The organism is Streptomyces sp. NPDC001002, assembly GCF_053599215.1.
Genome location: NZ_JBSFLV010000035.1, coordinates 1 through 23,956, shown reverse-complemented (window position 1 = coordinate 23,956; position 23,956 = coordinate 1). Strand labels below are relative to the sequence as shown.

Annotated in this window: 21 protein-coding genes and 2 riboswitches; of the genes, 4 read left to right on the top strand and 17 right to left on the bottom strand. The window is 70.4% G+C overall.

Annotated features, from left to right (window positions below; translation table 11 throughout):
* Positions 1–12: 12 nt before the first annotated feature.
* The 7 genes from ACWDR3_RS17995 to ACWDR3_RS17965 all read right to left on the bottom strand — a co-directional run bounded on the left by ACWDR3_RS17995 (position 13) and on the right by ACWDR3_RS17965 (position 7,956).
* The gene (locus tag ACWDR3_RS17995) at positions 13–1,110 is read right to left on the bottom strand and encodes an ABC transporter ATP-binding protein (protein WP_401722502.1); all 1,098 of its coding nucleotides are present in this window, start codon (positions 1,108–1,110) and stop codon (positions 13–15) included.
* The gene (locus tag ACWDR3_RS17990) at positions 1,107–2,105 is read right to left on the bottom strand and encodes an ABC transporter permease (RefSeq protein WP_450353455.1); all 999 of its coding nucleotides are present in this window, start codon (positions 2,103–2,105) and stop codon (positions 1,107–1,109) included. Before ACWDR3_RS17990 ends, ACWDR3_RS17995 begins: the two co-directional genes overlap by 4 nt.
* Positions 2,106–2,216: 111 nt before the next feature.
* On the bottom strand, positions 2,217–4,016 hold the full coding sequence (locus ACWDR3_RS17985; RefSeq protein WP_450353454.1) for an ABC transporter substrate-binding protein: 1,800 nt from the start codon (positions 4,014–4,016) through the stop codon (positions 2,217–2,219).
* A gap of 70 nt (positions 4,017–4,086) precedes the next feature.
* Positions 4,087–5,094, bottom strand: a complete 1,008-nt coding sequence (locus tag ACWDR3_RS17980; RefSeq protein ID WP_450353453.1) for an ABC transporter permease — start codon at positions 5,092–5,094, stop codon at positions 4,087–4,089.
* A gap of 312 nt (positions 5,095–5,406) precedes the next feature.
* On the bottom strand, positions 5,407–6,162 hold the full coding sequence (locus tag ACWDR3_RS17975) for an enhanced serine sensitivity protein SseB C-terminal domain-containing protein (protein ID WP_450353499.1): 756 nt from the start codon (positions 6,160–6,162) through the stop codon (positions 5,407–5,409).
* 184 nt (positions 6,163–6,346) lie between these two features.
* The gene (locus ACWDR3_RS17970; protein ID WP_450353452.1) at positions 6,347–7,138 is read right to left on the bottom strand and encodes an enhanced serine sensitivity protein SseB; all 792 of its coding nucleotides are present in this window, start codon (positions 7,136–7,138) and stop codon (positions 6,347–6,349) included.
* A 143-nt stretch (positions 7,139–7,281) separates the two neighbouring features.
* Entirely contained in the window at positions 7,282–7,956 is a 675-nt protein-coding gene (locus ACWDR3_RS17965) for an AAA family ATPase (protein ID WP_450353498.1), read from the bottom strand.
* Between the two features lie 148 nt (positions 7,957–8,104).
* Positions 8,105–8,225, top strand: a riboswitch (glycine riboswitch).
* A riboswitch (glycine riboswitch) is annotated at positions 8,226–8,336 on the top strand.
* A 37-nt stretch (positions 8,337–8,373) separates the two neighbouring features.
* On the opposite strand from ACWDR3_RS17965, the gene gcvT reads away from it, so the two are divergent.
* The 4 genes from gcvT to ACWDR3_RS17945 all read left to right on the top strand — a co-directional run bounded on the left by gcvT (position 8,374) and on the right by ACWDR3_RS17945 (position 12,711).
* Positions 8,374–9,492: a glycine cleavage system aminomethyltransferase GcvT gene (gene gcvT / locus ACWDR3_RS17960; RefSeq protein WP_450353451.1), complete on the top strand. Its 1,119-nt coding sequence runs from the start codon at positions 8,374–8,376 to the stop codon at positions 9,490–9,492.
* 111 nt (positions 9,493–9,603) lie between these two features.
* Positions 9,604–9,981: a glycine cleavage system protein GcvH gene (gene gcvH / locus ACWDR3_RS17955; RefSeq protein WP_123997595.1), complete on the top strand. Its 378-nt coding sequence runs from the start codon at positions 9,604–9,606 to the stop codon at positions 9,979–9,981.
* Positions 9,982–9,995: 14 nt separating this feature from the next.
* Positions 9,996–11,255 carry a serine hydroxymethyltransferase gene (gene glyA, locus ACWDR3_RS17950; protein WP_450353450.1) on the top strand — a complete coding sequence of 420 codons (1,260 nt, stop codon included), beginning with the start codon at positions 9,996–9,998 and terminating at the stop codon, positions 11,253–11,255.
* An 88-nt stretch (positions 11,256–11,343) separates the two neighbouring features.
* Entirely contained in the window at positions 11,344–12,711 is a 1,368-nt protein-coding gene (locus tag ACWDR3_RS17945) for an L-serine ammonia-lyase (RefSeq protein ID WP_450353449.1), read from the top strand.
* A 57-nt stretch (positions 12,712–12,768) separates the two neighbouring features.
* Here the strand turns inward: ACWDR3_RS17945 and ACWDR3_RS17940 are convergent, their stop codons facing one another.
* The 10 genes from ACWDR3_RS17940 to ACWDR3_RS17895 form a co-directional block, all read right to left on the bottom strand.
* Positions 12,769–13,791 (bottom strand): LLM class flavin-dependent oxidoreductase, encoded by a 1,023-nt coding sequence (locus ACWDR3_RS17940; protein WP_450353448.1) that lies wholly within the window; start codon positions 13,789–13,791, stop codon positions 12,769–12,771.
* Positions 13,792–13,870: 79 nt separating this feature from the next.
* Positions 13,871–15,040 (bottom strand): esterase-like activity of phytase family protein, encoded by a 1,170-nt coding sequence (locus ACWDR3_RS17935; protein ID WP_450353447.1) that lies wholly within the window; start codon positions 15,038–15,040, stop codon positions 13,871–13,873.
* Positions 15,037–15,999 (bottom strand): ABC transporter permease, encoded by a 963-nt coding sequence (locus tag ACWDR3_RS17930; protein WP_450353446.1) that lies wholly within the window; start codon positions 15,997–15,999, stop codon positions 15,037–15,039. Before ACWDR3_RS17930 ends, ACWDR3_RS17935 begins: the two co-directional genes overlap by 4 nt.
* Positions 15,999–17,132 carry an ABC transporter permease gene (locus tag ACWDR3_RS17925; RefSeq protein WP_450353445.1) on the bottom strand — a complete coding sequence of 378 codons (1,134 nt, stop codon included), beginning with the start codon at positions 17,130–17,132 and terminating at the stop codon, positions 15,999–16,001. The genes ACWDR3_RS17930 and ACWDR3_RS17925 overlap by 1 nt, the downstream gene beginning before the upstream one ends.
* A complete protein-coding gene (locus tag ACWDR3_RS17920) occupies positions 17,129–18,679 on the bottom strand; it encodes an ABC transporter ATP-binding protein (RefSeq protein ID WP_450353444.1) in 1,551 nt (516 codons plus the stop codon). The genes ACWDR3_RS17925 and ACWDR3_RS17920 overlap by 4 nt, the downstream gene beginning before the upstream one ends.
* Before the next feature lie 24 nt (positions 18,680–18,703).
* Entirely contained in the window at positions 18,704–19,798 is a 1,095-nt protein-coding gene (locus tag ACWDR3_RS17915) for a BMP family lipoprotein (protein ID WP_450353443.1), read from the bottom strand.
* A gap of 134 nt (positions 19,799–19,932) precedes the next feature.
* Entirely contained in the window at positions 19,933–20,649 is a 717-nt protein-coding gene (gene deoD / locus ACWDR3_RS17910) for a purine-nucleoside phosphorylase (protein WP_450353442.1), read from the bottom strand.
* Positions 20,649–21,410 (bottom strand): glutamine amidotransferase, encoded by a 762-nt coding sequence (locus ACWDR3_RS17905; protein WP_450353441.1) that lies wholly within the window; start codon positions 21,408–21,410, stop codon positions 20,649–20,651. The genes deoD and ACWDR3_RS17905 overlap by 1 nt, the downstream gene beginning before the upstream one ends.
* 50 nt (positions 21,411–21,460) lie before the next feature.
* The gene (locus ACWDR3_RS17900; RefSeq protein WP_450353440.1) at positions 21,461–22,519 is read right to left on the bottom strand and encodes a LacI family DNA-binding transcriptional regulator; all 1,059 of its coding nucleotides are present in this window, start codon (positions 22,517–22,519) and stop codon (positions 21,461–21,463) included.
* Complete coding sequence (locus ACWDR3_RS17895; protein WP_450353439.1) at positions 22,509–23,849, bottom strand: amidohydrolase; 1,341 nt, start codon at positions 23,847–23,849, stop codon at positions 22,509–22,511. The genes ACWDR3_RS17900 and ACWDR3_RS17895 overlap by 11 nt, the downstream gene beginning before the upstream one ends.
* Between the last annotated feature and the right edge of the window lie 107 nt (positions 23,850–23,956).

Here is a 23,956-nt window from a genome sequence, read left to right as displayed (position 1 = left end):
CTTTGTCCTCGCTCACAGCTTCGGCGCAATCTCTTCGGTCCAGATCCGCTCCCGCTGCTCCTGCGTCATGTGGCAGGCGGCCCAGTGCTGGCTGCCGACCTCGGTCAGCTCGGGGCGGACCGTGCGGGTGACGTTGTCCTTCGGGACATCGGCGTACGGGCAGCGCGGGTTGAAGGCGCAGCCGGACGGGATGTTGATCAGCGAGGGCGGGGAACCCTTGACCGGGATCAGGCGCTCCTGCTGCTCACGGTCCAGGCGCGGCATCGAACCCAGCAGGCCCCAGGTGTAGGGGTGGCGGGGCTCGTAGAACACCTTCTCGGCCGGACCGCGCTCGATGCAGCGGCCGCCGTACATCACCAGGATGTCGTCGGCCAGCTCGGCGACGACGCCCAGGTCGTGGGTGATGATGATGACCGCGGAGCCGAACTCGGTCTGCAGGTCCCGGATCAGGTCGAGGATCTGCGCCTGGACGGTCACGTCCAGAGCGGTCGTCGGCTCGTCCGCGATGAGCAGCTCGGGGTTGTTCACCAGCGACATCGCGATCATCGCGCGCTGGCGCATACCGCCGGAGAACTCGTGCGGGTAGCTGTCGATCCGCTTGTCGGGCTGCGGGATGCCGACCCGGTCGAGCATCTCGACCGCGCGCTTCTTCGCGACCTTCTTGGAGACGTCGTGGTGGATCCGGTACGCCTCCACGATCTGCTGGCCGATCGTGTAGTACGGGTGCAGCGCGGACAGCGGGTCCTGGAAGATCATCGCCATCTCGCGACCGCGCAGCTTGCGCACGTGGTCGGGGTCGGCGGAGAGCAGCTCGGTGCCGTCCAGCCAGATCTCGCCGGAGATCTGCGCCTTGCGCTTGCCGTACTGGCCGGCGGTGTGCAGGCCCATGATGCCGAGCGAGGTCACCGACTTGCCGGAGCCGGACTCGCCCACGATGCCGAGGGTCTTGCCCTTCTCCAGCGTGAAGCTCAGTCCGTCGACGGACTTGACCAGACCGTCGTCGGTCGGGAAGTGCACCTTGAGGTCGCGCACCTCCAGGAAGGAGGTCGGCGCGGCGGAGGCGGCGGTGGGCTCACCCAGGGCGGCTCCGCTCTTGCTCAGTTCGGTCATGTCAGCCTCACTCGGGGGTCGATCACGGCGTACAGGATGTCCACCACGAGGTTGGCGAGCAGCACGGCGAGAGAAGTGATCAGGGTGACGCCCAGGATGATGGGCAGGTCCTGGTTCTTGATCGCGTCGAGTACCGCGCGGCCGAGGCCGGGCAGGTTGAACGTCGACTCCGTCAGGATCGCGCCGCCGATGAGGGCGCCGAGGTCCATACCGAGCATGGTCAGGATCGGCGTCATCGTGGAGCGCATGGCGTGCTTGCCGATGACGACCTGCTCCTTGAGGCCCTTCGCGCGCGCCGTGCGGATGTAGTCCTCGCCGAGGATCTCCAGCATGGTGGCGCGGGTGATCCGGGCGTACATCGCCGCGTAGAGGAACGCGAGGGTGATCCAGGGCAGGATCATGCCGCCGAACCAGCCGCCGAAGCTCTGGTCCAGTGGCACGTACTGGGCATCCAGCCAGTGCAGCCCGAACGCGAAGATCGCCAGGCTGAGCATGCCGGTGAAGTAGATGGGGAGGGAGACACCGGAGAGGGCGACGACCATCGCGCCGCGGTCCCAGATGGTGCCCCGCTTGAGCGCGGAGAGCACACCCGCGGCGACACCGAAGACCAGCCACAGCACGGCGGCACCGAGCGCGAGACCCAGGGTCACCGGGAAGCGGTCGGTGAGCACCGGCCAGACGGCCTGCTCGCTGCGGAAGGAGTAGCCGAAGCAGGGCGCGGCACAGTGCGTGACATCGCCGCCGCCCGAGTAGGTGCGACCGACGAAGATGCCCTTGAAGAACTCCCAGACCTGGGAGTAGATCGGGTCGCTGAGACCCAGCTTCTCGCGCACGGCCTCGACCGCGGCCGGGTCGGCCTGCTTGCCCACGAAGCTCGAGGCGATGTCGACGCCCGCCCACTTGGGGACGAGGAAGAAGATGCCGAAGACCACCATCACGATGACCACGAGCATCACTGCGGCGGCGAAGAGCCGCCTGATCAGGTAAGCGAGCACAGCTTACGGCCCGCCGCGGGGCCGCGGGCCACCGGAGGTCATCCGATGGCCCGCGACCACGCCGCGCCGGCCTTCACCTGCCTTTCGTGCCGTACGGCGGGTGTGCCGGGACTACTTCGCGGACTTCAGACCGAGGTTCACGAAGTCGTACATGCCGCTGTAGTTGTCCGACGTGTACACGTTCGCGAGGTTGTCGCCGCGCCAGTTGATGAACTTCTCGAAGGTGAAGGGCAGGTAGTACGCGCCCTCCATGACCTTGTGGTTGATCTCGGTCGAGATCTGGGTCTTGCCCGCGTCGTCCAGCGTGGTGACGTAGTCGTCGAAGAGACCGTCGATCGTCTTGTCCTTGATGAGCGCGTAGTTGTTGTTGCCGCTCTCGAGGATGTACTTGCTGTCCCACAGCGGGAGACCGAAGCCCTGGACGGTCGGGAAGTCCGGACCCCAGCCCATGATGATGATGCCGTACTTCTTCTTCACCACGTTCGACGGGCTGCCGATGATGCCGGCGGTCTGCGAGCCGTCGTACTGGTCGATCTGCGCGTTGATGCCGATCTTCTTCAGCGAGGCCTGCAGCGACTGCGCCGTGGCGACCTCGACCGGCTTGTTGTTGCGCACCGCGATGGTGGTGGAGAAGCCGTTCGGCTTGCCGCACGCCTTCAGGGCCGCCTTGGCCTCGTCGACGTTGCCGTTCTTGTTGGCACCGGCGAGCTTGTACGGGTCGTACTTCTGGCCCTCGGAGCCCGGGACGGACGGCGGGAGCATGTTGGTGCCGATGTCACCACCGGCGATCGGGCCACCGCGCGCGGTCTGCAGCGAGACGTGGTCCGCGCCGAGGATGACGGCCTTGCGGCACTCGGCGTTGTCGAACGGCGCCACGCTCTGCGGGAAGACCGCGTACCGGATGTAACCCGAGACCGGGTTGTCCAGGTTGGCCTTGTGCTCCTTCAGGGCGGTGGTGCGGCCCTGCGGGGACATGCCGGTCTGGTTGATGTCCAGGTCCAGGTCACCGTTGAGCAGACGCTGGTCGAGCTGGTTGGCGTCCGAGAAGAACTCGACGGTGATCTTGTCCGGGTACGCCTTGCGGATCGGGTCCGAGGACTGCTTCCACTCGGTGTTGCGGACCAGCGTGAGGTTCTTGCCGGGGCTGTACGACTCGAACTTGTACGGGCCGGAGGAGAACGGCTTCAGGCCGTACTTGGACTTGGTGTCCTTGTCCTGGCGGACCGGGGAGGCCGAGACCAGACCCAGCACCTCCTCGAAGTCCGAGTTGGCCTTCGGCAGGTGGAACTCGATGGTCTTGTCGTCCGGCGTGGTGATGGCCTTCAGACCGAGCTTGTCCTTGGACGTGTCCTTGTAGGGACCCTTGTACTCGCCCTTGGGGTCGAGGAAGTCCTTGAGGTACGTCGGACCGCCGGACAGCACGTCCTGCGCCCAGACACGCTCGATGCCGTACTTCACGTCCTTGGACGTGATCGGCTTGCCGTCCTCCCACGTGATGCCGTCACGCAGGGTGTACGTGTACGTCTTGCCGTCGTCCGAGACCTTGGCGAGACCGGTGGCGAGGTCCGGGGTGAGCTCGGCGCCGGCCTTGCCCGGCTCCGTCTTGCCCGTGACCAGCTGGCGGCTGTAGTAGCGCGCGAAGTTCCACATGAAGCCGTAGTAGCCACGCGTGGTGTCCCACGAGTCGGCGTCCTGGGCACCACCGAACCGCAGCGTGCCGCCCTTCTTGGCCAGGGAGGCCTGGGCGACCTTGTTGTTGGCCGCGTCGTAGCCGGCGGCGCCGGTCTTCGAACCGCCACCGTCGTTGTCGTCGCTGCCGCCGCCGCACGCCGCCGTGGCCAGCAGTGCGGCGACCGCAGCAGCGGCGGCAAATGCCTTCTTACGCCGCCCTGAGGTGCGTTGGGTAGTCACGATCTCGGATCCTCCGGATTAGATGAGAGACCCCGTGTTGGTGCCACGGGACGCTTTGGGTACGGCTCTTTCAGCGGGACGCCTTCGGGTCCAGCGCGTCACGCACGCCGTCGCCGAACAGGTTGAAGGCAAGGACGGTGATGAAGATCGCCACACCCGGGACCACCATGTACATGGGGTCCGACTCGTAGTAGTCGATGGCGCTCGACAGCATCTGTCCCCAGGACGAGGTCGGGGGCTTGACGCCCACGCCCAGGAAGCTCAGGGCGGCCTCGGTGAGGATGTTGGTGGGGATCATCATCGTCGTGTAGACGATGATCGGCGCCACGAGGTTGGGCAGCAGTTCCTTGAACAGGATGTAGAACCGCCCGGCGCCCAGCGATCGGGCGGCCTCGACGTACTCGCGCTCACGCATCGAGAGCGTCTGGCCGCGCACCACGCGTCCGATGTAGGGCCAGCCGAAGAAGCCGATGACCAGGATCATCACGAACACGCGCACGTTGGACCCGGACAGGCCCAGCATGTCGTTCGGCATCACGGAGACCAGGGCGATCGTGAAGAGCAGCTGCGGGAAGGCCAGCAGGCCGTCCATCACGCGGCTGATGAGCGAGTCCACCCAGCCGCCGAAGAAGCCCGCCAGGATGCCCAGGACGGTGCCCAGGACGACCGCGACGACGGCGGACAGGAAGCCCACCAGGAGCGAGACACGGGCGCCGTAGAGGATGCGGGCGAGGATGTCGCGGCCGTTGACCGGCTCGACGCCCAGCAGGTGGTCGCCGCTGATGCCGCCCAGGGACCCCGTGGGGGTGCCGAACAGCGGGTCGATCAGGTTCTCGTGGTACGCGTCCGGGTCCTGCCCCAGCAGGTTGGTGATCACGGGCGCGAGCAGGGCGACCACGATGAGCAGGACCACCACGATGCCGCCGGTCAGAGCGAGCTTGTCCCGCTTCAGGCGCTCCCAGGCGATCCGGCCCAGGGAACGTCCCTGAACGGTCTTGGCGCCGGCGGTCGCGGCCGCCGCTTCCTCGGCCGCACTCGGGGCCGCTTCCGCGGTCGGCTCGTGCAATGGTGCCGTCATCTGGCAGGGACCCCTCTCAACCGGCGGTAGCCGGCCCGCACTTGCCGCTGTAGCGGCGTGATCAGTCCGTCGTACTCGGGGCAGAAAGCCCCCTGGTGCGGGAGTCTTCAACGCTTTGGCGATCTGTTGCCAGACTTGGCGGTGAAAGGATGCGTAAACGTGATGAGGTCAGGGGGGTTCCGTTATCCGGACAGCGGGTAACGGGGGTCGGACGCGGACGAATCCGGACATTCAGGAATCGGACGGATCTTCCGCCGCTATCTACGCGCGCAGACCCACCACTTCTCCGGTCTGGACCAGCGCGCGGTCCTCTCAGTATCCGCCAGGCGCCGGTGGATAGCCGTACCCGGCCGCGGGGGCCTGGGCCGGGGCCGCGTGCGCCTCACGGTCGTAGAAGGGCCGGGCGCCGGCCCGCATCCACATCGCGACCGGGTCGTCCTCGTCCGACATCGCCACGGTGGACACCGGCAGACCGTCCGGGACCGCGCCGATCGACTGCTGCATCATCGCCCGTACCGCGTCCACGGCGGGCGGCGAGGTGTCGTAGACGTCGAGACCGATGGCCAGATACGGCGCCCCGAGCGCCGGCTGCACCCAGGCGCGGCGCAGCGCGCGGACGGCCGGGGTGCGGTGGGCGTTGTGCGCGAGCAGGGCGTAGAACTGCGGGATCTCGATGCCTGGCTCCGACAGCCGCAGCGGGCCCGCGGGCTGGCGCTCCAGGCCGGTGGCGATACGGCGCAGATCCAGCCACGGGATGCCGACGCCGCCGCCGGGGGCGTGCGGGTTGAGCCAGAGGCCGAAGTGGTCGGGGTAGAGCGTGCGGGCCACGTCGACGCCGTCGACGACCTCGTACGAACGGTTCCAGCCGCTGGCGGAGAGCTCCTGGGCGGAGGTGACGCACGGGGCGTAGCCGTGGCCCTCGACCTCCATGTTTCCGTACTGGGCGTCCGGGGAGCCGGACTGGCCGTGCCACAGGAGCATCCAGACCTGGCCCGCGCCGGGGGTCGCGAGGGCGCGGAGCAGGGCCTCGTAGGCGTCGTAGCGCCCTGGCGTGACCTGGCGCAGCATGTGCTCCACGCTGCCGCTGAGGCTCGCGCTCACGTGTCTTACCGCCCCTTCGAGATGTGCCCCGCGTTTCTGTGACAGCTTAAGCGCCCATGAGCTCGGGGCTTGTTGTCCGTCGGCGAGTGCGGGTCCGTCGTGGTTGATCGCGCAGTTCCCCGCGCCCCCAGGTTGGTTGACCCTGCGGCGTTCAGAAGTTCCGTTGGTAGAACGGGCGGACCTGTTGCCTCATCCACGTCGCCACCGGGTCGTCCGTGACGTCCAGGAGGACCAGGTTGACCGCCCACTGGGGCGGGGACTTGGTCAGGGCTCGGCCCAGGGCCTCCAGGGGGACGGCTCGTAGGTCGCCCTCCCATTCGGAGAGTTCCACGCCTACGAACATCACCGGGTCCGCCGTCTCGATCGCGGCGAGGCAGCGGCGGGCCGTGCGGATCACGGGAGTTGTCTCGAACTCGGCGGAGGCGGCGGCGAGGAAGTCGACCGGGTCGTCCTGCCAGTCCGGTTCGAAGAGGCGGACGCGGCCGCCGGAGGTGGGGCCGTCGAGGGGGGTGCGGCCGATGCGGCACAGCTCGGCGACGGCGGCCGGCGGGAGCGGGATGCCGACCATGCCGTCCGGGTTCACGGCGATGCCGACCTGCGGGGGCAGCCCGCGGGCGAACTCGACGGCGGGCGCGATGGTGAACGACATGTGCGAGCCGACGACATGCCGGAACTGCTCCTCGGAGCTGAACACCGGAACGTACGCCTGGCCCTCGATCTCCAGCGTGGGCAGGTCCAGCGGGCCGCTGTGCGGGCCGCCGCCGCTGGGCAGCGGGATCCAGAGGAAGCTGCGGCTGAGCACCTCGATGATCCGGCCGCCCGCCATGGGCACGCCGAGGGACGCCGACAGCACCTCCTCCAGCTCGTTGCCGGGCCATCCGCCGTGCGGATGGGGGTGCGCCTGCATGGGAAAGTCCGCGGGGAGATCCGCTGGGAAGTCCATCTGTCCGACCGCCTGCTGTGAAGTACCGCTGTGGCAGCAAAGGCTAACGGGTACGGGGGCCCTGGCGGTGGGCTCGGCGGACACCACCGCCACGTCCCGACCCACCGGCCCGCTCGGGCACACCGCCCCCGGCCGCCCCACGGTCAGCCCGTGAAGCCGATCCGGCGGAGTACGTCCGCCGCGTCCCGGTCCAGGAGGACCGCCGAGCCGACGCCCTCGGGCAGGTCGCCGCGTTCCACGGAGCGGATCAGGCGGCCGGCGGCCGTGCGGTGGCGCAGGAAGGCGTAGCGGGAGACGCCCCGGCCGCGGTCGCGCTGGCCCGCCAGGGCGGTGCGCGGGGGCACGTCGAGCAGGACCAGGTGCAGGATGCCGCCCCGGCGCCGGGCCTCGCGGGCCAGCCAGCCGCGCACCCAGGCCTGGGTGCCGCAGTCGTGCACGACGACGCCCGCGCCGCCCCGCAGGGCGCGGCCGAGTCCGGCGTAGTGGGCGAGGCGGACCAGGGGGCGGTAGACGGCGTACGGCAGGAAGCGGGGGGCCCGGGTGTCCCAGCGGTCGCGGGCGTCCTGGGAGTCGATGCGGATGCCCTTGACCGCGCGCCGCATCAGCGTGGACTTGCCGCTGCCGGGCAGGCCGGTGATCACGACCAGGTCGCGGGGGCCGAAGAGCAGGGCGTGCGGGCTGCGGCCCGAGCGCTCGCGCAGGTCGCGGACGACCGGGGCCGGCCGCTCGGCGCAGCGCTCGCGGGCGGGTGCCGTGGCCTGCTGGGGCAGTGCGACGGCCGAGGTCGCCGCGTACGCCGTGGTCCTTGTCACCGTGATCGTCCTCCCTGCCGGGTCAGGAAAGCTTCTCCCCACCGAATGTAAAGAGAAGGTAATCCACGGTGTCTCCCGGTTCCGTTCGGTTCCGGCCACAAGGCTGTTACAGAGCCTGTGCGATGATGTGCGCGCCAACTGCATACCGGCCGTTTGAATCCGCGCGGGAGAGTCCCCAGTCGTACGTCGTCAGTCATACGTCGTACGAGGTCTGGGGCGCCGAAGGAGCAAGTCCCTCCCTTGAATCTCTCAGGCCCCGTTACCGCGCGGGCGAGGCACATCTGAAAAGCGGGTCCCCGGTTCGTCCGGTGGCCCCACCCAAGGTGCAAGTCGTGGCCCCCGTGGTCATGACGAACCTCTCAGGTTCCGATGACAGATGGGGAGGAACGACCTCGCCGTCATGCCTTGGGAGACTCACGTCCGATGAGCAGCACCGAACCCCGTCACACCGCGCTCGATGCCCTGCATCGCTCGCTGGGCGCGACCATGACCGACTTCGCCGGCTGGGACATGCCGCTGCGCTACGGCTCCGAGCGCGACGAGCACCTCGCCGTCCGCACGAAGGCCGGGCTCTTCGACCTCTCCCACATGGGCGAGATCACCGTCACCGGCCCTGAGGCCGCCCAGCTCCTGAACTTCGCCCTCGTCGGCAACATCGCCTCCGTCGGCGTCGGCCGCGCCCGCTACACCATGATCTGCCGGGCCGACGGCGGCATCCTGGACGACCTGATCGTCTACCGCCTCGCGGAGACCGAGTTCATGGTCGTCGCCAACGCCTCCAACGCCCAGGTCGTGCTTGACGCGCTGACGGAACGTTCGGCCGGATTCGACGCCGAGGTGCGCGACGACCGGGACGCCTACGCCCTGATCGCCGTCCAGGGTCCCGAGTCCCCCGGCATCCTCAAGTCCCTCACCGACGCCGACCTCGACGGCCTGAAGTACTACGCCGGTCTGCCCGGCACGGTCGCCGGTGCCCCCGCCCTCATCGCCCGCACCGGCTACACCGGCGAGGACGGCTTCGAGCTGTTCGTGAAGCCCGAGCACGCCGTCGAGCTGTGGCAGGCGCTGACCAAGGCCGGCGCGGGCGTCGGCCTGGTCCCCTGCGGGCTGTCCTGCCGCGACACCCTGCGCCTGGAAGCGGGCATGCCGCTGTACGGCCACGAGCTGAGCACCGGGCTCACCCCCTTCGACGCCGGGCTCGGCCGGGTGGTCAAGTTCGAGAAGGACGGCGACTTCGTCGGGCGTACGGCCCTGGCGGCGGCCGCCGAGCGCGCCGCCTCGCAGCCGCCGCGCGTCCTGGTCGGCCTGGTCGCCGAGGGGCGACGGGTGCCGCGCGCCGGGTACCCGGTCGTCGCCGCCGGCGAGGTGATCGGCGAGGTCACCTCCGGCGCCCCCTCCCCCACGCTGGGGAAGCCGATCGCGATGGCCTACGTCGACGCGGCCCACGCGGCGCCGGGCACGGCCGGTGTCGGCGTGGACATCCGGGGCAGCCACGAGCCGTACGAGGTCGTGGCGCTGCCGTTCTACAAGCGCGAGAAGTGACAGTCGTCGTAGCGTCTCGTCCGTGACCCGGGGCGGATCGCCCCTGGTCGCCGATGTCCTCCGCAGTTCCCCCTTCCTCACCACTCCCCCGCGTACAGGAGAATTCAGGCCATGAGCAATCCCCAGCAGCTGCGCTACAGCAAGGAGCACGAGTGGCTGTCGGCCGCCGTGGACGGCGTCGCGACGGTCGGCATCACGGAGTTCGCGGCCAACGCGCTCGGTGACGTCGTCTACGCCCAGCTCCCCGATGTCGGCTCCGAGGTGACCGCGGGCGAGACCTGCGGCGAGCTGGAGTCGACCAAGTCGGTCAGCGACCTGTACTCGCCGGTCAGCGGCGAGGTCACCGAGATCAACGAGGACGTGGTGAACGACCCGTCGCTGGTGAACTCGGCCCCCTTCGAGGGCGGTTGGCTCTTCAAGGTGCGCTACACCGAGGAGCCCGCCGACCTGCTGTCGGCCGACGAGTACGCCGCCGAGACGGCCGGCTGAGGGGTCACAGACGCATGTCCGCACTGAACACGCCCCTGCACGAGCTGGACCCGGACGTCGCCGCCGCGGTCGACGCCGAGCTGCGCCGCCAGCAGTCCACGCTGGAGATGATCGCCTCCGAGAACTTCGCGCCCGTCGCGGTCATGGAGGCCCAGGGCTCGGTCCTCACCAACAAGTACGCCGAGGGCTACCCGGGCCGCCGCTACTACGGCGGCTGCGAGCACGTCGACGTGGTCGAGCAGATCGCGATCGACCGGGTCAAGGAGCTCTTCGGCGCCGAGTACGCCAATGTGCAGCCGCACTCGGGCGCCTCCGCCAACCAGGCCGCCCTGTTCGCGCTGGCCAAGCCCGGCGACACCATCCTCGGGCTCGACCTGGCGCACGGCGGCCACCTCACCCACGGGATGCGGCTGAACTTCTCCGGCAAGCAGTTCGACGTGGTCGCCTACCACGTGGACTCCGCGACCGGTCTGGTCGACATGGCCGAGCTGGAGAAGCTCGCCAAGGAGCACCGGCCCAAGGTGATCATCGCGGGCTGGTCGGCGTACCCGCGGGAGCTGGACTTCGCGGAGTTCCGCCGGATCGCCGACGAGGTCGAGGCGTATCTGTGGGTCGACATGGCGCACTTCGCGGGCCTGGTGGCCGCGGGGCTGCACCCGAACCCGGTCCCGTACGCGGACGTCGTCACCTCCACCACGCACAAGACCCTCGGCGGTCCGCGCGGCGGGATCATCCTGGCGAAGAAGGAGTTCGCGAAGAAGCTGAACTCCTCCGTGTTCCCGGGCTTCCAGGGCGGTCCCCTGGAGCACGTGATCGCGGCCAAGGCGGTCTCCTTCAAGGTCGCGGCGGGCGAGGAGTTCACGGAGCGCCAGCGGCGTACGGTGGAGGGTGCCCGGCTGCTCGCCGAGCGCCTCACCGCGGCCGACGCGCGCGAGGCCGGCGTGAACGTCCTGTCCGGCGGCACCGACGTGCACCTGGTCCTGGTCGACCTGCGGGAGTCCGAGCTGGACGGGCAGCAGGCCGAGGACCGACTTCACGAAGTCGGCATCACGGTCAACCGCAACGCCGTCCCGAACGACCCGCGTCCGCCCATGGTGACCTCGGGCCTGCGGATCGGTACGCCCGCCCTGGCCACCCGCGGCTTCACGGCCGAGGACTTCGCCGAGGTCGCGGACGTGATCGCGCAGGCGCTCAAGCCCGCGTACGACGCGGACGCCCTGAAGGCGCGCGTGACCGCGCTCGCCACGAAACACCCGCTGTACCCCGGGCTGTAGGTCGGCCCCTCGGGCACCGCGCACACTGGAAACGGAAGGTGCGCGCGGTGCCCACCCCTCGCACCACCCCGCGTTCTGAGGAGTTCCCGTGGCCATCTCGGTCTTCGACCTGTTCTCGATCGGCATCGGCCCGTCCAGCTCCCACACGGTGGGCCCGATGCGCGCGGCCCGCATGTTCGCGCGCCGGCTGCGCAACGAAGGGCTGCTGGAGTCCGTCGCGTCGATCCGCGCCGAGCTGTACGGCTCGCTCGGCGCCACCGGGCACGGGCACGGCACGCCCAAGGCGGTGCTGCTCGGACTGGAGGGCGCCTCGCCGCGGACGGTGGACGTGGAGGGGGCGGACGAGCGGGTCGAGGCGATCAAGGCGGCGGGCCGGCTCCGGCTCCTCGACGAGCACGAGATCCCGTTCTCCTTCGCCGACGAACTGATCCTGCACCGTCGCAAGACCCTCCCCTACCACGCCAACGGCATGACCCTGTGGGCGTTCGACGCCGAGGGCGCCGAGCTGCTGTCGAAGACGTACTACTCGGTGGGCGGCGGCTTCGTCGTCGACGAGGACGCGGTCGGCGCGGACCGGATCAAGCTGGACGACACGGTCCTCAAGTACCCCTTCCGCACGGGCGACGAGCTGCTGCGCCTGACGAAGGAGACGGGTCTGTCGATCTCCGCCCTGATGCTGGAGAACGAGCGCGCCTGGCGGACCGAGGAGGAGATCCGCGAGGGGCTGCTCGACATCTGGCGGGTGATGCAGGCGTGCGTCTCGCGCGGCATGGCCCGCGAGGGCATCCTGCCGGGCGGCCTGAAGGTGCGCCGCCGCGCCGCCGTCTCGGCTCGCCAACTCCGGGCCGAGGGCGACCCGTTGGCGCACGCGATGGAGTGGATCACGCTCTACGCGATGGCCGTGAACGAGGAGAACGCGGCGGGCGGCCGGGTCGTGACCGCCCCGACGAACGGCGCCGCCGGCATCATCCCGGCCGTCCTGCACTACTACATCAACTTCGTGCCCGGAGCCGACGAGGACGGCGTGGTCCGCTTCCTCCTCGCGGCCGGCGCGATCGGCATGCTCTTCAAGGAGAACGCCTCCATCTCCGGCGCCGAGGTCGGCTGCCAGGGCGAGGTCGGCTCCGCCTGCTCGATGGCGGCGGGCGCCCTGGCCGAGGTCCTCGGCTGCTCCCCCGAACAGGTCGAGAACGCGGCCGAGATCGGCATGGAACACAACCTCGGCCTCACCTGCGACCCCGTCGGAGGCCTCGTCCAGATCCCCTGCATCGAACGCAACGGCATGGCCGCGGTGAAGGCGGTCACGGCGGCCCGGATGGCGATGCGCGGGGACGGCACGCACAAGGTGTCCCTGGACAAGGTCATCAAGACGATGAAGGAGACGGGGGCCGACATGAGCGTCAAGTACAAGGAGACGGCTCGGGGTGGGCTCGCGGTGAACATCATCGAGTGCTGACGGTACGGAGGTACCGGTACGGTGCCGAGCCGCCCCGCGCACAGGGCGGCCGCACCTTCAGCGCCAGCCCAGCTCCGGTGCCACCTGGGTCAGGATGCTCTCCAGCACGTGGGCGTTGTAGTCGACCCCGAGCTGGTTCGGGACGGTGAGGAGGAGGGTGTCGGCGGCCTGGATGGCCTCGTCCTCCTGGAGTTGCTTCACCAGGACGTCCGGCTCGGCGGCGTACGAACGGCCGAAGATCGCCCTGGTCGTGTCGTCGATCATGCCGACCTGGTCGCGCGAGTTGCGGTCGCGGCCGAAGTAGGCCCGGTCCACGTCGTCGGTCAGGGCGAAGATGCTGCGGCTGACGGACACCCGCGGCTCGCGCGTGTGGCCCGCCTCCTTGTACGCCTCGCGGTACGCCTCGATCTGCTTGCGCTGCTGGACGTGCAGCGGCTCGCCCGTCTCGTCGTCCTTCAGGGTGGAGCTCTGCAGGTTCATCCCCAGCGTCGCAGCCCAGACGGCGGTCGCGTTCGAGCTGGAGCCCCACCAGATCCGGTCGCGCAGCCCCTCGGAGTGCGGTTCGACGCGCAGGAGTCCCGGCGGGTTGGGGAACATCGGCCGCGGGTTCGGCTTCGCGAAGCCCTCGCCCTCGATCACCTTGAGGAACGTCTCGGCGTGCCGGCGGGCCATGTCCGCGCCGGTCTCCCCCTCCTCGGGGGCGTAGCCGAAGTAGCGCCAGCCGTCGATCACCTGCTCCGGTGAGCCACGGCTGATGCCGAGCTGCAGCCGTCCGCCGGAGATGAGGTCGGCCGCGCCCGCGTTCTCCGCCATGTACAGCGGGTTCTCGTAGCGCATGTCGATCACGCCGGTGCCGATCTCGATCTTCGAGGTCCGTGCGCCGATGGCCGAGAGCAGCGGGAACGGGCTGCCCGCCTGCTGCGCGAAGTGGTGCACGCGGAAGTACGCGCCGTCCACGCCCAGCTCCTCGGCGGCGACCGCCAGGTCGATGGACTGGTGCAGGAAGTCGGCGGCCGACCGGGTCTTGGAGTGCGGACTCGGCGACCAGTGACCGAACGAGAGGAAACCAATCTTCTTCACGCAGGCGAGAGCGTCCGGCGGCCACGTTTGATTCCCCGCACCGGGGACCGGGCCGACCGGACGATGTGCCTGCCGAACGTCAGATTCCGTGCGCGGCGAAGGCGATCACCTGGGTCACCTGGCGGGCGGCGAAGTTGTCGTCGGAGACCAGGACGACCGTGCGGCGGCCGTCGGGGAGGCGGGGGCCGAGGGTGATGCCCTCGACGTTGTCGACGCGGGACAGGGCGGGGACGTCGGACAGGTCGGTGACGAGGGTCTTGCGGACCGGCTTGACCTTGTGCCCCGGCACGGGGGTGAGGGAGTCGCGGTCCAGGACGTTCGTCGCGCCGTGGAGGTCGACCAGGTAGACGCGGGACTTCCAGTTGTTGTCGGCGTAGATCGAGGCGCGCTCCAGGACCAGGAAGCGGTCACGGCCGAGGGCCACGATGTCGCTGACGCCGTTGGTGTCGGTGCTGCCCGCCGGCGGGGTGGCGAACAGCGGTTCCAGGGGGTAGGCGTACTGGGCCAGCGGCAGCCCGGTGTCCGCGTCGTGGACGGTGATGCGGGTGAGGGCGCCGTGCTCGGGGGTGGGGTCGGTGCCGTCCTGGTAGAGGGGGTCCTCCATGGCGGTGACGATCCGCCGGCCGTCCGGGGTGACGGCGAGTCCCTCCAGGGTCTGGTTCTGGCGGGGGCCGAACTCCTGGGAGTTCATGTGCAGTTGAGGGGGCAGCGGGAGCTGCGCGGTGTAGGTGCCGGTCGTGGTGGCGCGGCGGATCCAGGGGTCGCCGAGCAGTGCCTGCCCTCCCGACGGGACGATCCGCTCGCCCTCGCTCGTCCACACCAGGCCGCCCCTGCGCGGGTCCACGGCGATGCCCTCCGGGTCGGGCGCGACGGTGGCGGTGGTGGTCGAGGTGGGCGGGAAGGTGGTGCCGTCCGGGCGCAACCACGGGTGGGTGCCGGTGAGTTGGACGCTCTTGAGCGCACCGTGGGCGAAGTCGATGTCGGCGGTGTAGAAGCGGGCGGGGTTGGTCGCCGACCGGTCGTCGCTGATCACGTAGTACGTGCCGGTCTTCGCGTCGTAGCTGATGCCCGACAGGCCGCCGACGGTGGTGCCCTGGAAGGCCAGGGCGTCGGGCAGCTCCCGCTCACCGAGGAAGTCCAGCCGTACGCGGCTGTCGTGGGCGGCGGCCGGGGTGCCGAGCAGGGCGGGGAGGGAGGCGAGGACCGCGGCGGCGGCGATGATCCGGGCGCGGGTGGCGCGGATGCTCATGGGGACTCCAGGGGGTGCAGGCCAGGAAGGGACGCCGGAACAGCGGCGGTACGAGAGGCGCGGCGGCGGCGCCAGGCGAAGAACGCCAGGGCCAGCAAGGTGAAGACGTACGGGATCGCGGAGACGAGTTGGGACGGGACGTCGAGGTTGCCGAGCTGGACGGCGAGGGCCTCGGCGGTGCCGAAACCAAGGGCGGCGAGGAGGACGCCCCAGGGGCGCAGCGCGCCGAGGAAGACGGCGGCCAGGGCGATGTAACCCCGGCCGGCGGTCATGCCGGTGACGAAGAAGGAAACAGCGCCCATGCTCAGGAACACGCCGCCCGCCCCGGCCAGCGCGCCGCTCAGCGCGAGGGCGCGGAACTGGACCCGGTGGACGTGGATGCCGACCGATCGTGCCGCTTCGGGGTGCTCCCCGACCGCGCGGAGGTGGAAGCCGAACCGGGTTCGGTACAGCAGCCAGGCGACCACCGGGGTGGCGGCGAGGGCGGCCCAGGTCAGCACGTTCTGTCCGCTGAGCACCGCGCCGACGCCCGGGATGTCCTCGACCAGGGGCAGGCGGACGGAGGGCAGGGCTCCGCTGTGCAGCCTGCTGGTGCCGCCCTTGTCGCCGAGGAGCGCGAACACGGTGTACGAAGTCGCGCCCGCCGCAAGGAGGTTGAGGCCGATGCCCGCGATGATGGCGTCCGCGCCGAGGTAGAGGTGCAGCACGCCGAGCAGCAGCGCGAGCAGCGAACCGGCCGCGATCCCGCAGACGGCTCCGGCCCAGACCGAGCCGCTGTACCCGGCGACCAGCGCGCCCGTGCAGGCGGCGCTCAGCATCGAGCCCTCCAGGGCGATGTTGGGCACCCCGGCCCGCTCGGCCAACAGCCCACCCAGCGCGGCGAGTACGTACGGCGTGGACACCCCGAGGATCGCCGCGAGGAATGCCGTGCTGAGCACGACGTCGAGGACGGAGCCCATCAGCGGGCCTCCCTTCGGGCGAGGTACCGCTTGACGAGTTCGGGCAGCGCCCGCGCGGTCACCAGCAGCACGATGACCGCCTGGATGATGGTCACGGCGTCGGAGCCGACGTCGGTCTGCTGCTCCATCACGTCGCCGCCGACCCGCAGATACGAGTACAGGAGCGCGGCGGCGACCACACCGACCGGGTTGTTGCGGCCCAACAGGGCGACCACGATGCCCTCGAACGCCAGGCCGCCGGCCATGTCGGGCTGGAGTCCGCCGTAGATCCCGAGCACGAGGTGCGCCCCGGCCAGGCCGGCCAGCGCGCCGCCGATGACGAAGCTCCACTCGATGGTGCGCGGCACGTCGAGACCGCCGTACCGGGCGAAGTCCGGGTTGGAGCCGGTCACGCGGATGCGGTAGCCGAGCGGTGTCCTGGCGAGCAGGAACCAGACGGCCGCCGCCACCCCGAGCATGCCGAACAGGCCGATGTTCGCCTGGTCCAGGGGGACGCCGAAGTAGGTCGAGAGGAGCGGGAGCGCCGAGTCGGGGCGGACCTGGGCGGACTGTACGGCGCTGCTGCCGGGAGCCTTGAGATGGTCGGTGAGGAGGTAGTCGAAGACGCGCACCACGACCGCGTTCAGCATCAGCGTGGCGACGATCTCGTTGGCGCCGAGCCGGGCCTTCATCACTCCGGGTACGGCACCGAGCGCGCCCCCGGCGAGGGCGGCGGCGCCGAGCGGCACCAACACGGCGGCGACGGGCGGGAGATGGAGGTTGATCGCCACCAGCGCGCTGGCCAGCGCACCGGCGTAGACCTGGCCCTCGGCGCCGAGGCTGATCTGGCGGGCCCGGAAGGGGATCGCGACGGACACGCCGAGCAGCGCGAGGGTGGTGGCGTCGGCGAGCCAGCGGCCGATCCGCGGGGTGCGCTCCAACGGGCCGGTGAGCAGGGCGTCCAGTGCGCCGCCGGCGTCCTTGCCGGTGGCGAGGACCACCAGGAAGGCGATGAGGATCGCCACCGCGACGGTCAGTACCGTCATCGTCAACTCGACGACCACCGTGCGGCGTCGGGTGGCCAGGAAGTCGCGGCGGCCCTGCGTCTCGGGTCGCCCCTGCTGTTCCGCGGCCGGTTCCAGGGTCGAGGTCATCGGACACCTGCCGTGATCCGCTCGTCCGGGTGCCGTTCCACCCCGAGCATGTACAAGCCGGTTGTCTCCTCGGTGAGTTCGGCCGGGTCGTCGAAGCGGGCGACCAGTCGGCCGTCCTTGATGACGAGCAACCGGTCGGAGAGGGCGAGGAGTTCACCGAGGTCGGCGGAGACGAGCAGCACCGCGGCGCCCGCGTCACGGGCTTCCAGGAGCCGCTCGTACATGAAGTGCATGGCGCCGATGTCGACGCCCCGGGTCAGCTGCGCGGCGAGCAGCAGGCGGGGTTCGGCGGACAGTTCGCGGGCGACGACGACCTTCTGGAGGTTGCCGCCGGACAGTGCTCCGGCCGCCGCGTCGGGGTGCGGGGCGCGGATCTCGTACCGGCTGATGAGGTCCTCGGCGAGTTCGCGTATGCGCCGGGTACGCAGGATGCCGTGGCGGGCGACGGGGGGCCGGTCGTGGCGGTCGACGATGAGGTTGTCGGCGATGGAGCGGTCCAGGGCGGCCCCGTTGGTCAGCCGGTCCTCGGGGACGTGGGCGATACCGGCCCGGCGGTGGCCCGCCGCGTCGAGGTGGGTGACGTCGGTGTCGTCCACGGTGACCGTCCCGGCGGTGGGGCGGAGCAGTCCGGCGAGGAGCTCGACGAGTTCGGTCTGGCCGTTGCCCTCGACGCCGGCGAGGCCGACGATCTCCCCGGCGGCGATGTCGAGGGAGACGCCGTGCACGGCGGGGCCCGAAAGTCCGCGCACCCGGAGGGTGTTGGCGCCGGGACGGGCCGGGTGCTTCGGCACGTCGAGGGACATCTCGCGGCCGACCATCATGGACGCCAGCTGCGCGGGCGTCGCCTCCTCGGTGCGGACGGTGCCGATCACCGAGCCGGCCCGCATGACGGTGACCCGGTCGCTGATCTCCCGTACCTCCTTGAGCTTGTGCGAGATGAACAGCACGGTCATGCCCGAGTCCCGGAGCCTGCGGATCGCGGTGAAGAGGTCGGTGGTCTCCTGCGGGGTGAGCACGGCGGTGGGCTCGTCGAGGATCAGGATGCGGGCGCCCCGGTGCAGCGCCTTGAGGATCTCGGTGCGCTGGCGCATTCCCACGGACACCGCGTCGACCCTGGCCGTCGGGTCGACGGCGAGCCCGGACTCCTCGGCCAGTGCGGCGGTACGTTCGACGGCCGCCGCACGGTCCACGCGGCCCGCCCGGCCGGGCTCGACGCCCAGCACGACGTTCTCGGCGACGGTGAACGACGGGACCAGCATGAGGTTCTGGTGGACCATGCCCACGCCGAGCGCGATGGCGTCCTGCGGTCCGGCGAACCCGACCCGCCGCCCGTGCACGCTCAACTGCCCGGCCGAGGGCTGTTCGAGGCCGTACAGCAGCTTCATCAGGGTGGACTTGCCTGCGCCGTTCTGGCCGACGATCGCTCTGATCTCGCCGCGGGGCACGGACAGGTCCACGTCGCTGACGGCGCGGGTGCCGTTGGGGTAGGTCTTGCCGAGGCCGACGGCCTCCAGGGCGGGAGGGGCTCCAGCGAGGGTTTCGTCCATGGTCTGCACCGGGTTCCTCGGAGGTCAGAAGGCCGAAGGGACCTTGACGGCACCGGACTTGACCTTGGCGGCCTGCGCTTCCAGTTCGGTGCGCAGGGCGGCGGGGACGAGCTTGTCGAAGTTGGCGTTGTCGACGTAGCCGACGCCGTTCTCGGCCAGGCCCACGGCGGCGGGCTTCCCGTAGGCGAGCGTGCCGGCCTTGTTGGCCTTGGCCGCCAGATAAAGCGCGTTGCCGGCGTTCTTGAGGATGGAGGTGACGACGGTTTCCCGCTGGGCCGCGTCGGTGAGCGTCTTGTACTGGTCCGAGTCGACGCCGAAGGTGTACCGCTTGGCGGCGACGGCCGACTCGAAGGCGCCGAGGCCTGAGGATCCCGCGACGGGCCAGACCAGTTCGGCTCCCTGCCCGTACATCGCCGAGGCGATCTGCTTGCCCTTGGCCGGGTCGCCGAACGGGTTGTCGCCGCCGACGTACTGCACGAGGACACCGGAGGACGGATTACCGCCCGCCGCCTCGAACCCGGCCTTGAAGCCGATGACGAAGTCCTCGATCACCGGTATCTGCACTCCGCCGATCACTCCGACCTTTCCGTTTCCGGAACTTCCGGGAAGCGTCTTGGCGGCGACGAGTTTGTCGGCGAGGAATCCGGCCAGATAGGCGGCCTCGTTCTGCTTGAAGGTGACGGAGTAGACGTTGGCGCACTTGTTGGAACAGCCGCTCTTGCCCGTGTAGTCGACGGATCCGTCGAAGATCCAGAACTTCTTGTCCGGGTATTCGGAGGCCAGTTTGGAGATGAATCCGACGGTGTCCACGGTGCCGGCCGCGAGCACGTCGTAGTCGTCACCGGCCGCCGCGTCCTCGAAGCCGGAGGACCACTTGGTGCGGTCGCTGCCCAGCTCGACGACCTTCAGGCTGTACCCGAGGTCCTTCTCGGTCTCCTGCAGGCCCGCGTACGCCGAGTCGAAGAAGGAACGGTCGCCGAGGTTTCCGTTGACGACGAACTTGATGCGCAGCTTTCCGGAGTTCCCGGAATCGGTGGAGTCCGCGTCCGTCGAGGCACCGCATGCGGCGAGAGTGAGGGCGAGCGCCGCGACGGCCCCCAGAATTCTGATCTTGTTCATCGCCTGGATTCTCTTTCTCTAGCGGGTTCTCTAACGGGTTCTCAAGCGGGTTCCAGCGGGGGCAGTCCTTCGCCATTGGTCGAAAGGTATGCAAGGCAAAACGTTTTGGCTACGGGTCTTTTTGGTCGCTCGTGTTAGGAGATTGTTTCCGTGATCAGTGCACCGGCCGCGATGGTCACGGCACGGTCGAAGTCCGTCTCGCGCTCGGCCGAGGTGAGCGCCTCCGTGTGCCGCACGTGATCGCTGACCGTCAGCACGGCGAGCGCCTGCCCGCCCTCGGCGGCGGCCGTGGCGTAGAGCCCGGCGGCCTCCATCTCCACGGCGAGGGTGCCGTGCGCCTCCAACTGCTCGAACAGCGCGGGCCGTTCGAGATAGAAGTGGTCGGTGGTGAACACGGACCCGACGTGGACGTGCGGTCCGGTCCCGGCGGCCCGCACGGCGGCAGCGGCCAGCCCGAAGGAGGCGGCATGGCTCAGCTGCACTCCGTCGATACGACGGCTGCTCATCGCCGAGTCGGTGTGCGCGGCGGTGGCCACGACGACGTCACGCAGACCCACCGAGGCGGGAAGGGCGCCCGCGGTGCCCACCCGCACGATGCGGCGGACGCCGTAGTGGCGGAAGAGTTCGGTGGCGTAGATCGTGACGGACGGCATCCCCATGCCGGAGGCCAGCACGGACAGCGGCGCGCCTTTGTACGTTCCGGTGTATCCCTCGATGCCGCGCACGTCGGTGACCAACCGGGCGTCCTGGAGGAGCGTTTCGGCGATGCGACGGGCCCTGCGCGGGTCGCCGGGCATGAGCACGTCCGGCGCGAAGTCGCCCGGGGCGGCCGCGATATGGGCGGTGGCCATCAGACGTCCTCCCCCGCCGGGGTCCGGGCCAGCCAGCGGACCAGCCGGTCCCACAGTTCGGGATAGCCCTTCCAGTCCAGGAACGCGGGCGGGGCCCAGTGCGGCGCCAGGTCGGAGGTGAAGGCCGCCGATCTCCCGGCGCCGTACCCGCCCACGACCAGCAGCGGATGCCCCGCGCACTCGACGAGCAGGTCAGCCCCGTCCCGCACCGTCACCTCGTTCAGCCCGAGCAGATCGGGCCAGGTCCCGTCCAGGCCGTCGACCACCGGGTGTCCGGCGACCACCGTCGGGGCGGCCCCCGCCGGCAGCTCCACCCGGTCGTCCCGGTCGTGCAGGCCGACCGGCAGCGCGGCGGCCAGCGGCGTACGACCCCAACGGGCTTTGCCGTCGATGCCGGTGAAGGAGAGGTAGCCGCCCACCATCAGCAGGCCGCCGCCCGACTCGACGTAGGCGCGCAGCAGTTCGGTCCGGTCCGGCGCGGGCACCGAGCGGGCGAAGGTCTCCGGCGTGAGCTGGAAGCTGTTGGCCCCGACATCGCTGATCACGACGGCGTCGTACGGCTCAAGGCCCTCGGCCGTGGTGGGCACTCTGCTCGGTATCTCGTGCGCCGGGACGTACGTCACCGTGTGGCCGCGGTCGCGGAGCCCGTCGAGGAAGACCTGGGCGCCCTCGACGTACTCGGAGGTGAAGAAGGAGTCGAACCCCTTCTGGTGGACGGAGTGGGTGAACCATGACTCACCCACGACGAGGACATGGGGCATCGCGGTACGGCCTTCCTGTTGATGTGTGCGATGTGCGGGGGGGGTGTTGGTCAGCGGGCCGCGCGCACCGGAGCCGTGCTGGCGCGGACCTTCAGCCGGACCGGCAGGATGTGCCGGGAGGCGGGGGGCACCTCGTCCCGGTGGACATAGCTGAGGAGTTGGGCGCCGGCCGTGCGGCCGACGTCGTAGGCGGGCTGGTGGACGGTGGTGAGGCGGGGGTGGACGCGGGAGGCGAGCATGATGTCGTCGAAGCCCGCCACCGAGACGTCCTCGGGGACGCGCAGTCCCGCGTCCTCCAGGGCGGCGATCGCGCCGAGCGCCATCAGGTCGTTGGCGGCGAACACGGCGGTGAAGCGGCGTCGGCCGCCGTTCTCCAGGGCGGTGGCGACCAGGTCGTAGCCGGACCGTTCGACGAAGGCGCCCTCGACCTCGGTGACGCCGGTGTCACCGAAGGCCTCGCGGAAACCGGCGATCCGCTCCAGGCTGCTGACCAGGTCCACCGGACCGCTGATCGCCAGCACCCGGCGGTGGCCCAGCTCCCGCAGGTGCTGCCCGATCAGCCGGCCGCCCGCGCGGTGGTCGGCGGTGACCAGGATGGTCTGCTCCAGCAGCCCGGGCACGACCTCGTCGGCCAGCGCGATGGGGAACCGCCCGAGCAGAGACGCCAGTCGGCCGCGCGAGGGCGGCGAGCCGGAGGCGTACACCATGCCGTCGATGAACCGGCCGCGGAGCATCTCCAGATAGCGGTCCTCGCGGTCGGGGTCGAACTCGGTGTTGCAGAGGATGACGCCGTAGCCCAGGTCGTGGGCGGCGTCGTCGACGCCCTTGGCGAGTTCGGCGAAGAACTGGTTGGTGATGTCGGGCACCAGCAGCCCTATGACGTTCGTCGAACCGGCCTGGAGATTGCGGGCAGTTGACGCCGGTACGTAGCCGAGCCGGGCGACGACGGTACGTACCCGCTCGGCCGTCTCCTCGGCGACCGGCCGGTTGCCGCTCAGCACGTGCGAGACCGTGGTCGGGCTGACCCGGGCGGCGGCGGCCACGTCCTTGATCGAGGCGGGGCGCCGCACCCGTCGGCGGCCCGCGTCCTCGTCCGGGTCACGGGTCATAGTGCTGCACCGCCCGGCCGTGCGAGGTGTCGAGGAGCGCGGGCACGCGGGCGTCGATCTCGGCCAGCAGTCCTGGCAGGTCCAGGGTGAGCAGGCGACCGTCCCGCACCACGACCCGACCGTCCACCACGACCGTGCGCACATCGCTCGCCCGGGCGCTGTAGACCAGGGCCGCCACCGGGTCGTGCACCGGCCGGCAGTGCGCTCCGCCCAGGTCGACCAGCACGATGTCGCCGGCCCGGCCCGGCTCCAACGCGCCGATCCGCTCCCCGAGTCCGAGTGCCCGGGCCCCGCCGCGCGTGGCCAGCCGGACCGTGTCGGACACCGTCATCCAGGTCGCGTCCCGCTCCGCCTGCTTCTGCGTCATCGCGACCAGCCGCATCGCCTCCCACACGTCCAGCGTGTTGTGCCCGGCGGCCCCGTCCGTACCGGCCCCGACGGCAACTCCCGCGCCCAGCAGGCCTTTTACGGGGGTGAGCGGGGAGAGTGCGTGCTTCAGGTAGACCTTCGGGCAGCAGGCCACGCCGGTACGGTCCCGGTGTGCCGCCAGCGTCGGCAGGTCGTCCGGCACGATGCCGCAGCCGTGCGCGATCAGCGCGCCCGCGTCCAGTACACCGGTCCGCTCCAGGACCGTGATCGGGGTGATCCCGCGCCGGGCCAGGCTCGACTCGGTCTGCTCCAGGTGCTCGGCGGCGTGGATGTGGATCCGCAGGCCCGTCTCCCGGGCCAGCTCCGCGAGCCGGACGAGGTCCTTGTCGTCGACGGTGTAGGGCGCGTGCGGGCCGAGCGACGCGGTGACCCGGCCGTCGCCGGTGCCGTGCAGGGCCGCGGCGGTCTCGGCGCTCTCCTCCAGCGCGGCCCGGCCTCGGCTGCTGAAGTAGGTCGGCGCGATGTCGGCCCGGATGCCGGTGCGTACGACGGCGTCGGCGATCCGCTCGGCGTGGAAGTAGTGGTCGGCGAACGTGGTCACTCCGCTGAGCAGCATCTCCGCGCAGGCCAGCGCGGCGCCGAGGCCGATGTCTTCGGGGGTGAGGTTGACCTCCATGGGCCAGACCCGCACGTTGAACCAGTCCTCGACGCTCACGTCCTCGGCGGCGCCGCGCATCAACGTCATCGGGCCGTGCGTGTGGGCGTTCACCAGCCCGGGTACGGCGACCAGTCCCGTACCGTCCACGCTCTCCGCGCCGGTGGCGTCCGGCCCGGTGCCCGCCGGGCCCAGCCAGGCGATCGCTCCGTCCTCGACCAGGATGTCCTGGCCGGGCTCCACTCGGCAGGGTCCCCGCTCGGGCACGACGAGCACCGAGCAGGAGGTCACGATCAGTCGGCGCATGATGCGGGTCCTTCCGTCCGAACCGGACGCTAAGGACCCAAAACGTTTTGCACAACCCCCGCAGAAGCGGCACGCGCGCTGCCCGGACGGGATCCCGTCCGGGCAGC

What these genes read in the sequence shown, in the direction of transcription:
- ACWDR3_RS17975 (WP_450353499.1), bottom strand. Translation starts at nt 6,162, where the DNA reads ATGCTGCGCCAGGTCACGCCAGGGCGCTACGACGCCTACGAGGCCCTG.
- deoD (WP_450353442.1), bottom strand. Translation starts at nt 20,649, where the DNA reads ATGGCCACCGCCCATATCGCGGCCGCCCCGGGCGACTTCGCGCCGGAC.
- ACWDR3_RS17930 (WP_450353446.1), bottom strand. Translation starts at nt 15,999, where the DNA reads ATGGGCTCCGTCCTCGACGTCGTGCTCAGCACGGCATTCCTCGCGGCG.
- ACWDR3_RS17895 (WP_450353439.1), bottom strand. Translation starts at nt 23,849, where the DNA reads ATGCGCCGACTGATCGTGACCTCCTGCTCGGTGCTCGTCGTGCCCGAG.
- ACWDR3_RS17905 (WP_450353441.1), bottom strand. Translation starts at nt 21,410, where the DNA reads ATGCCCCATGTCCTCGTCGTGGGTGAGTCATGGTTCACCCACTCCGTC.
- gcvH (WP_123997595.1), top strand. Translation starts at nt 9,604, where the DNA reads ATGAGCAATCCCCAGCAGCTGCGCTACAGCAAGGAGCACGAGTGGCTG.
- ACWDR3_RS17920 (WP_450353444.1), bottom strand. Translation starts at nt 18,679, where the DNA reads ATGGACGAAACCCTCGCTGGAGCCCCTCCCGCCCTGGAGGCCGTCGGC.
- ACWDR3_RS17995 (WP_401722502.1), bottom strand. Translation starts at nt 1,110, where the DNA reads ATGACCGAACTGAGCAAGAGCGGAGCCGCCCTGGGTGAGCCCACCGCC.
- ACWDR3_RS17925 (WP_450353445.1), bottom strand. Translation starts at nt 17,132, where the DNA reads ATGACCTCGACCCTGGAACCGGCCGCGGAACAGCAGGGGCGACCCGAG.
- ACWDR3_RS17980 (WP_450353453.1), bottom strand. Translation starts at nt 5,094, where the DNA reads ATGACGGCACCATTGCACGAGCCGACCGCGGAAGCGGCCCCGAGTGCG.
- ACWDR3_RS17970 (WP_450353452.1), bottom strand. Translation starts at nt 7,138, where the DNA reads ATGGACTTCCCAGCGGATCTCCCCGCGGACTTTCCCATGCAGGCGCAC.
- ACWDR3_RS17935 (WP_450353447.1), bottom strand. Translation starts at nt 15,040, where the DNA reads ATGAGCATCCGCGCCACCCGCGCCCGGATCATCGCCGCCGCCGCGGTC.
- ACWDR3_RS17900 (WP_450353440.1), bottom strand. Translation starts at nt 22,519, where the DNA reads ATGACCCGTGACCCGGACGAGGACGCGGGCCGCCGACGGGTGCGGCGC.
- glyA (WP_450353450.1), top strand. Translation starts at nt 9,996, where the DNA reads ATGTCCGCACTGAACACGCCCCTGCACGAGCTGGACCCGGACGTCGCC.
- gcvT (WP_450353451.1), top strand. Translation starts at nt 8,374, where the DNA reads ATGAGCAGCACCGAACCCCGTCACACCGCGCTCGATGCCCTGCATCGC.
- ACWDR3_RS17915 (WP_450353443.1), bottom strand. Translation starts at nt 19,798, where the DNA reads ATGAACAAGATCAGAATTCTGGGGGCCGTCGCGGCGCTCGCCCTCACT.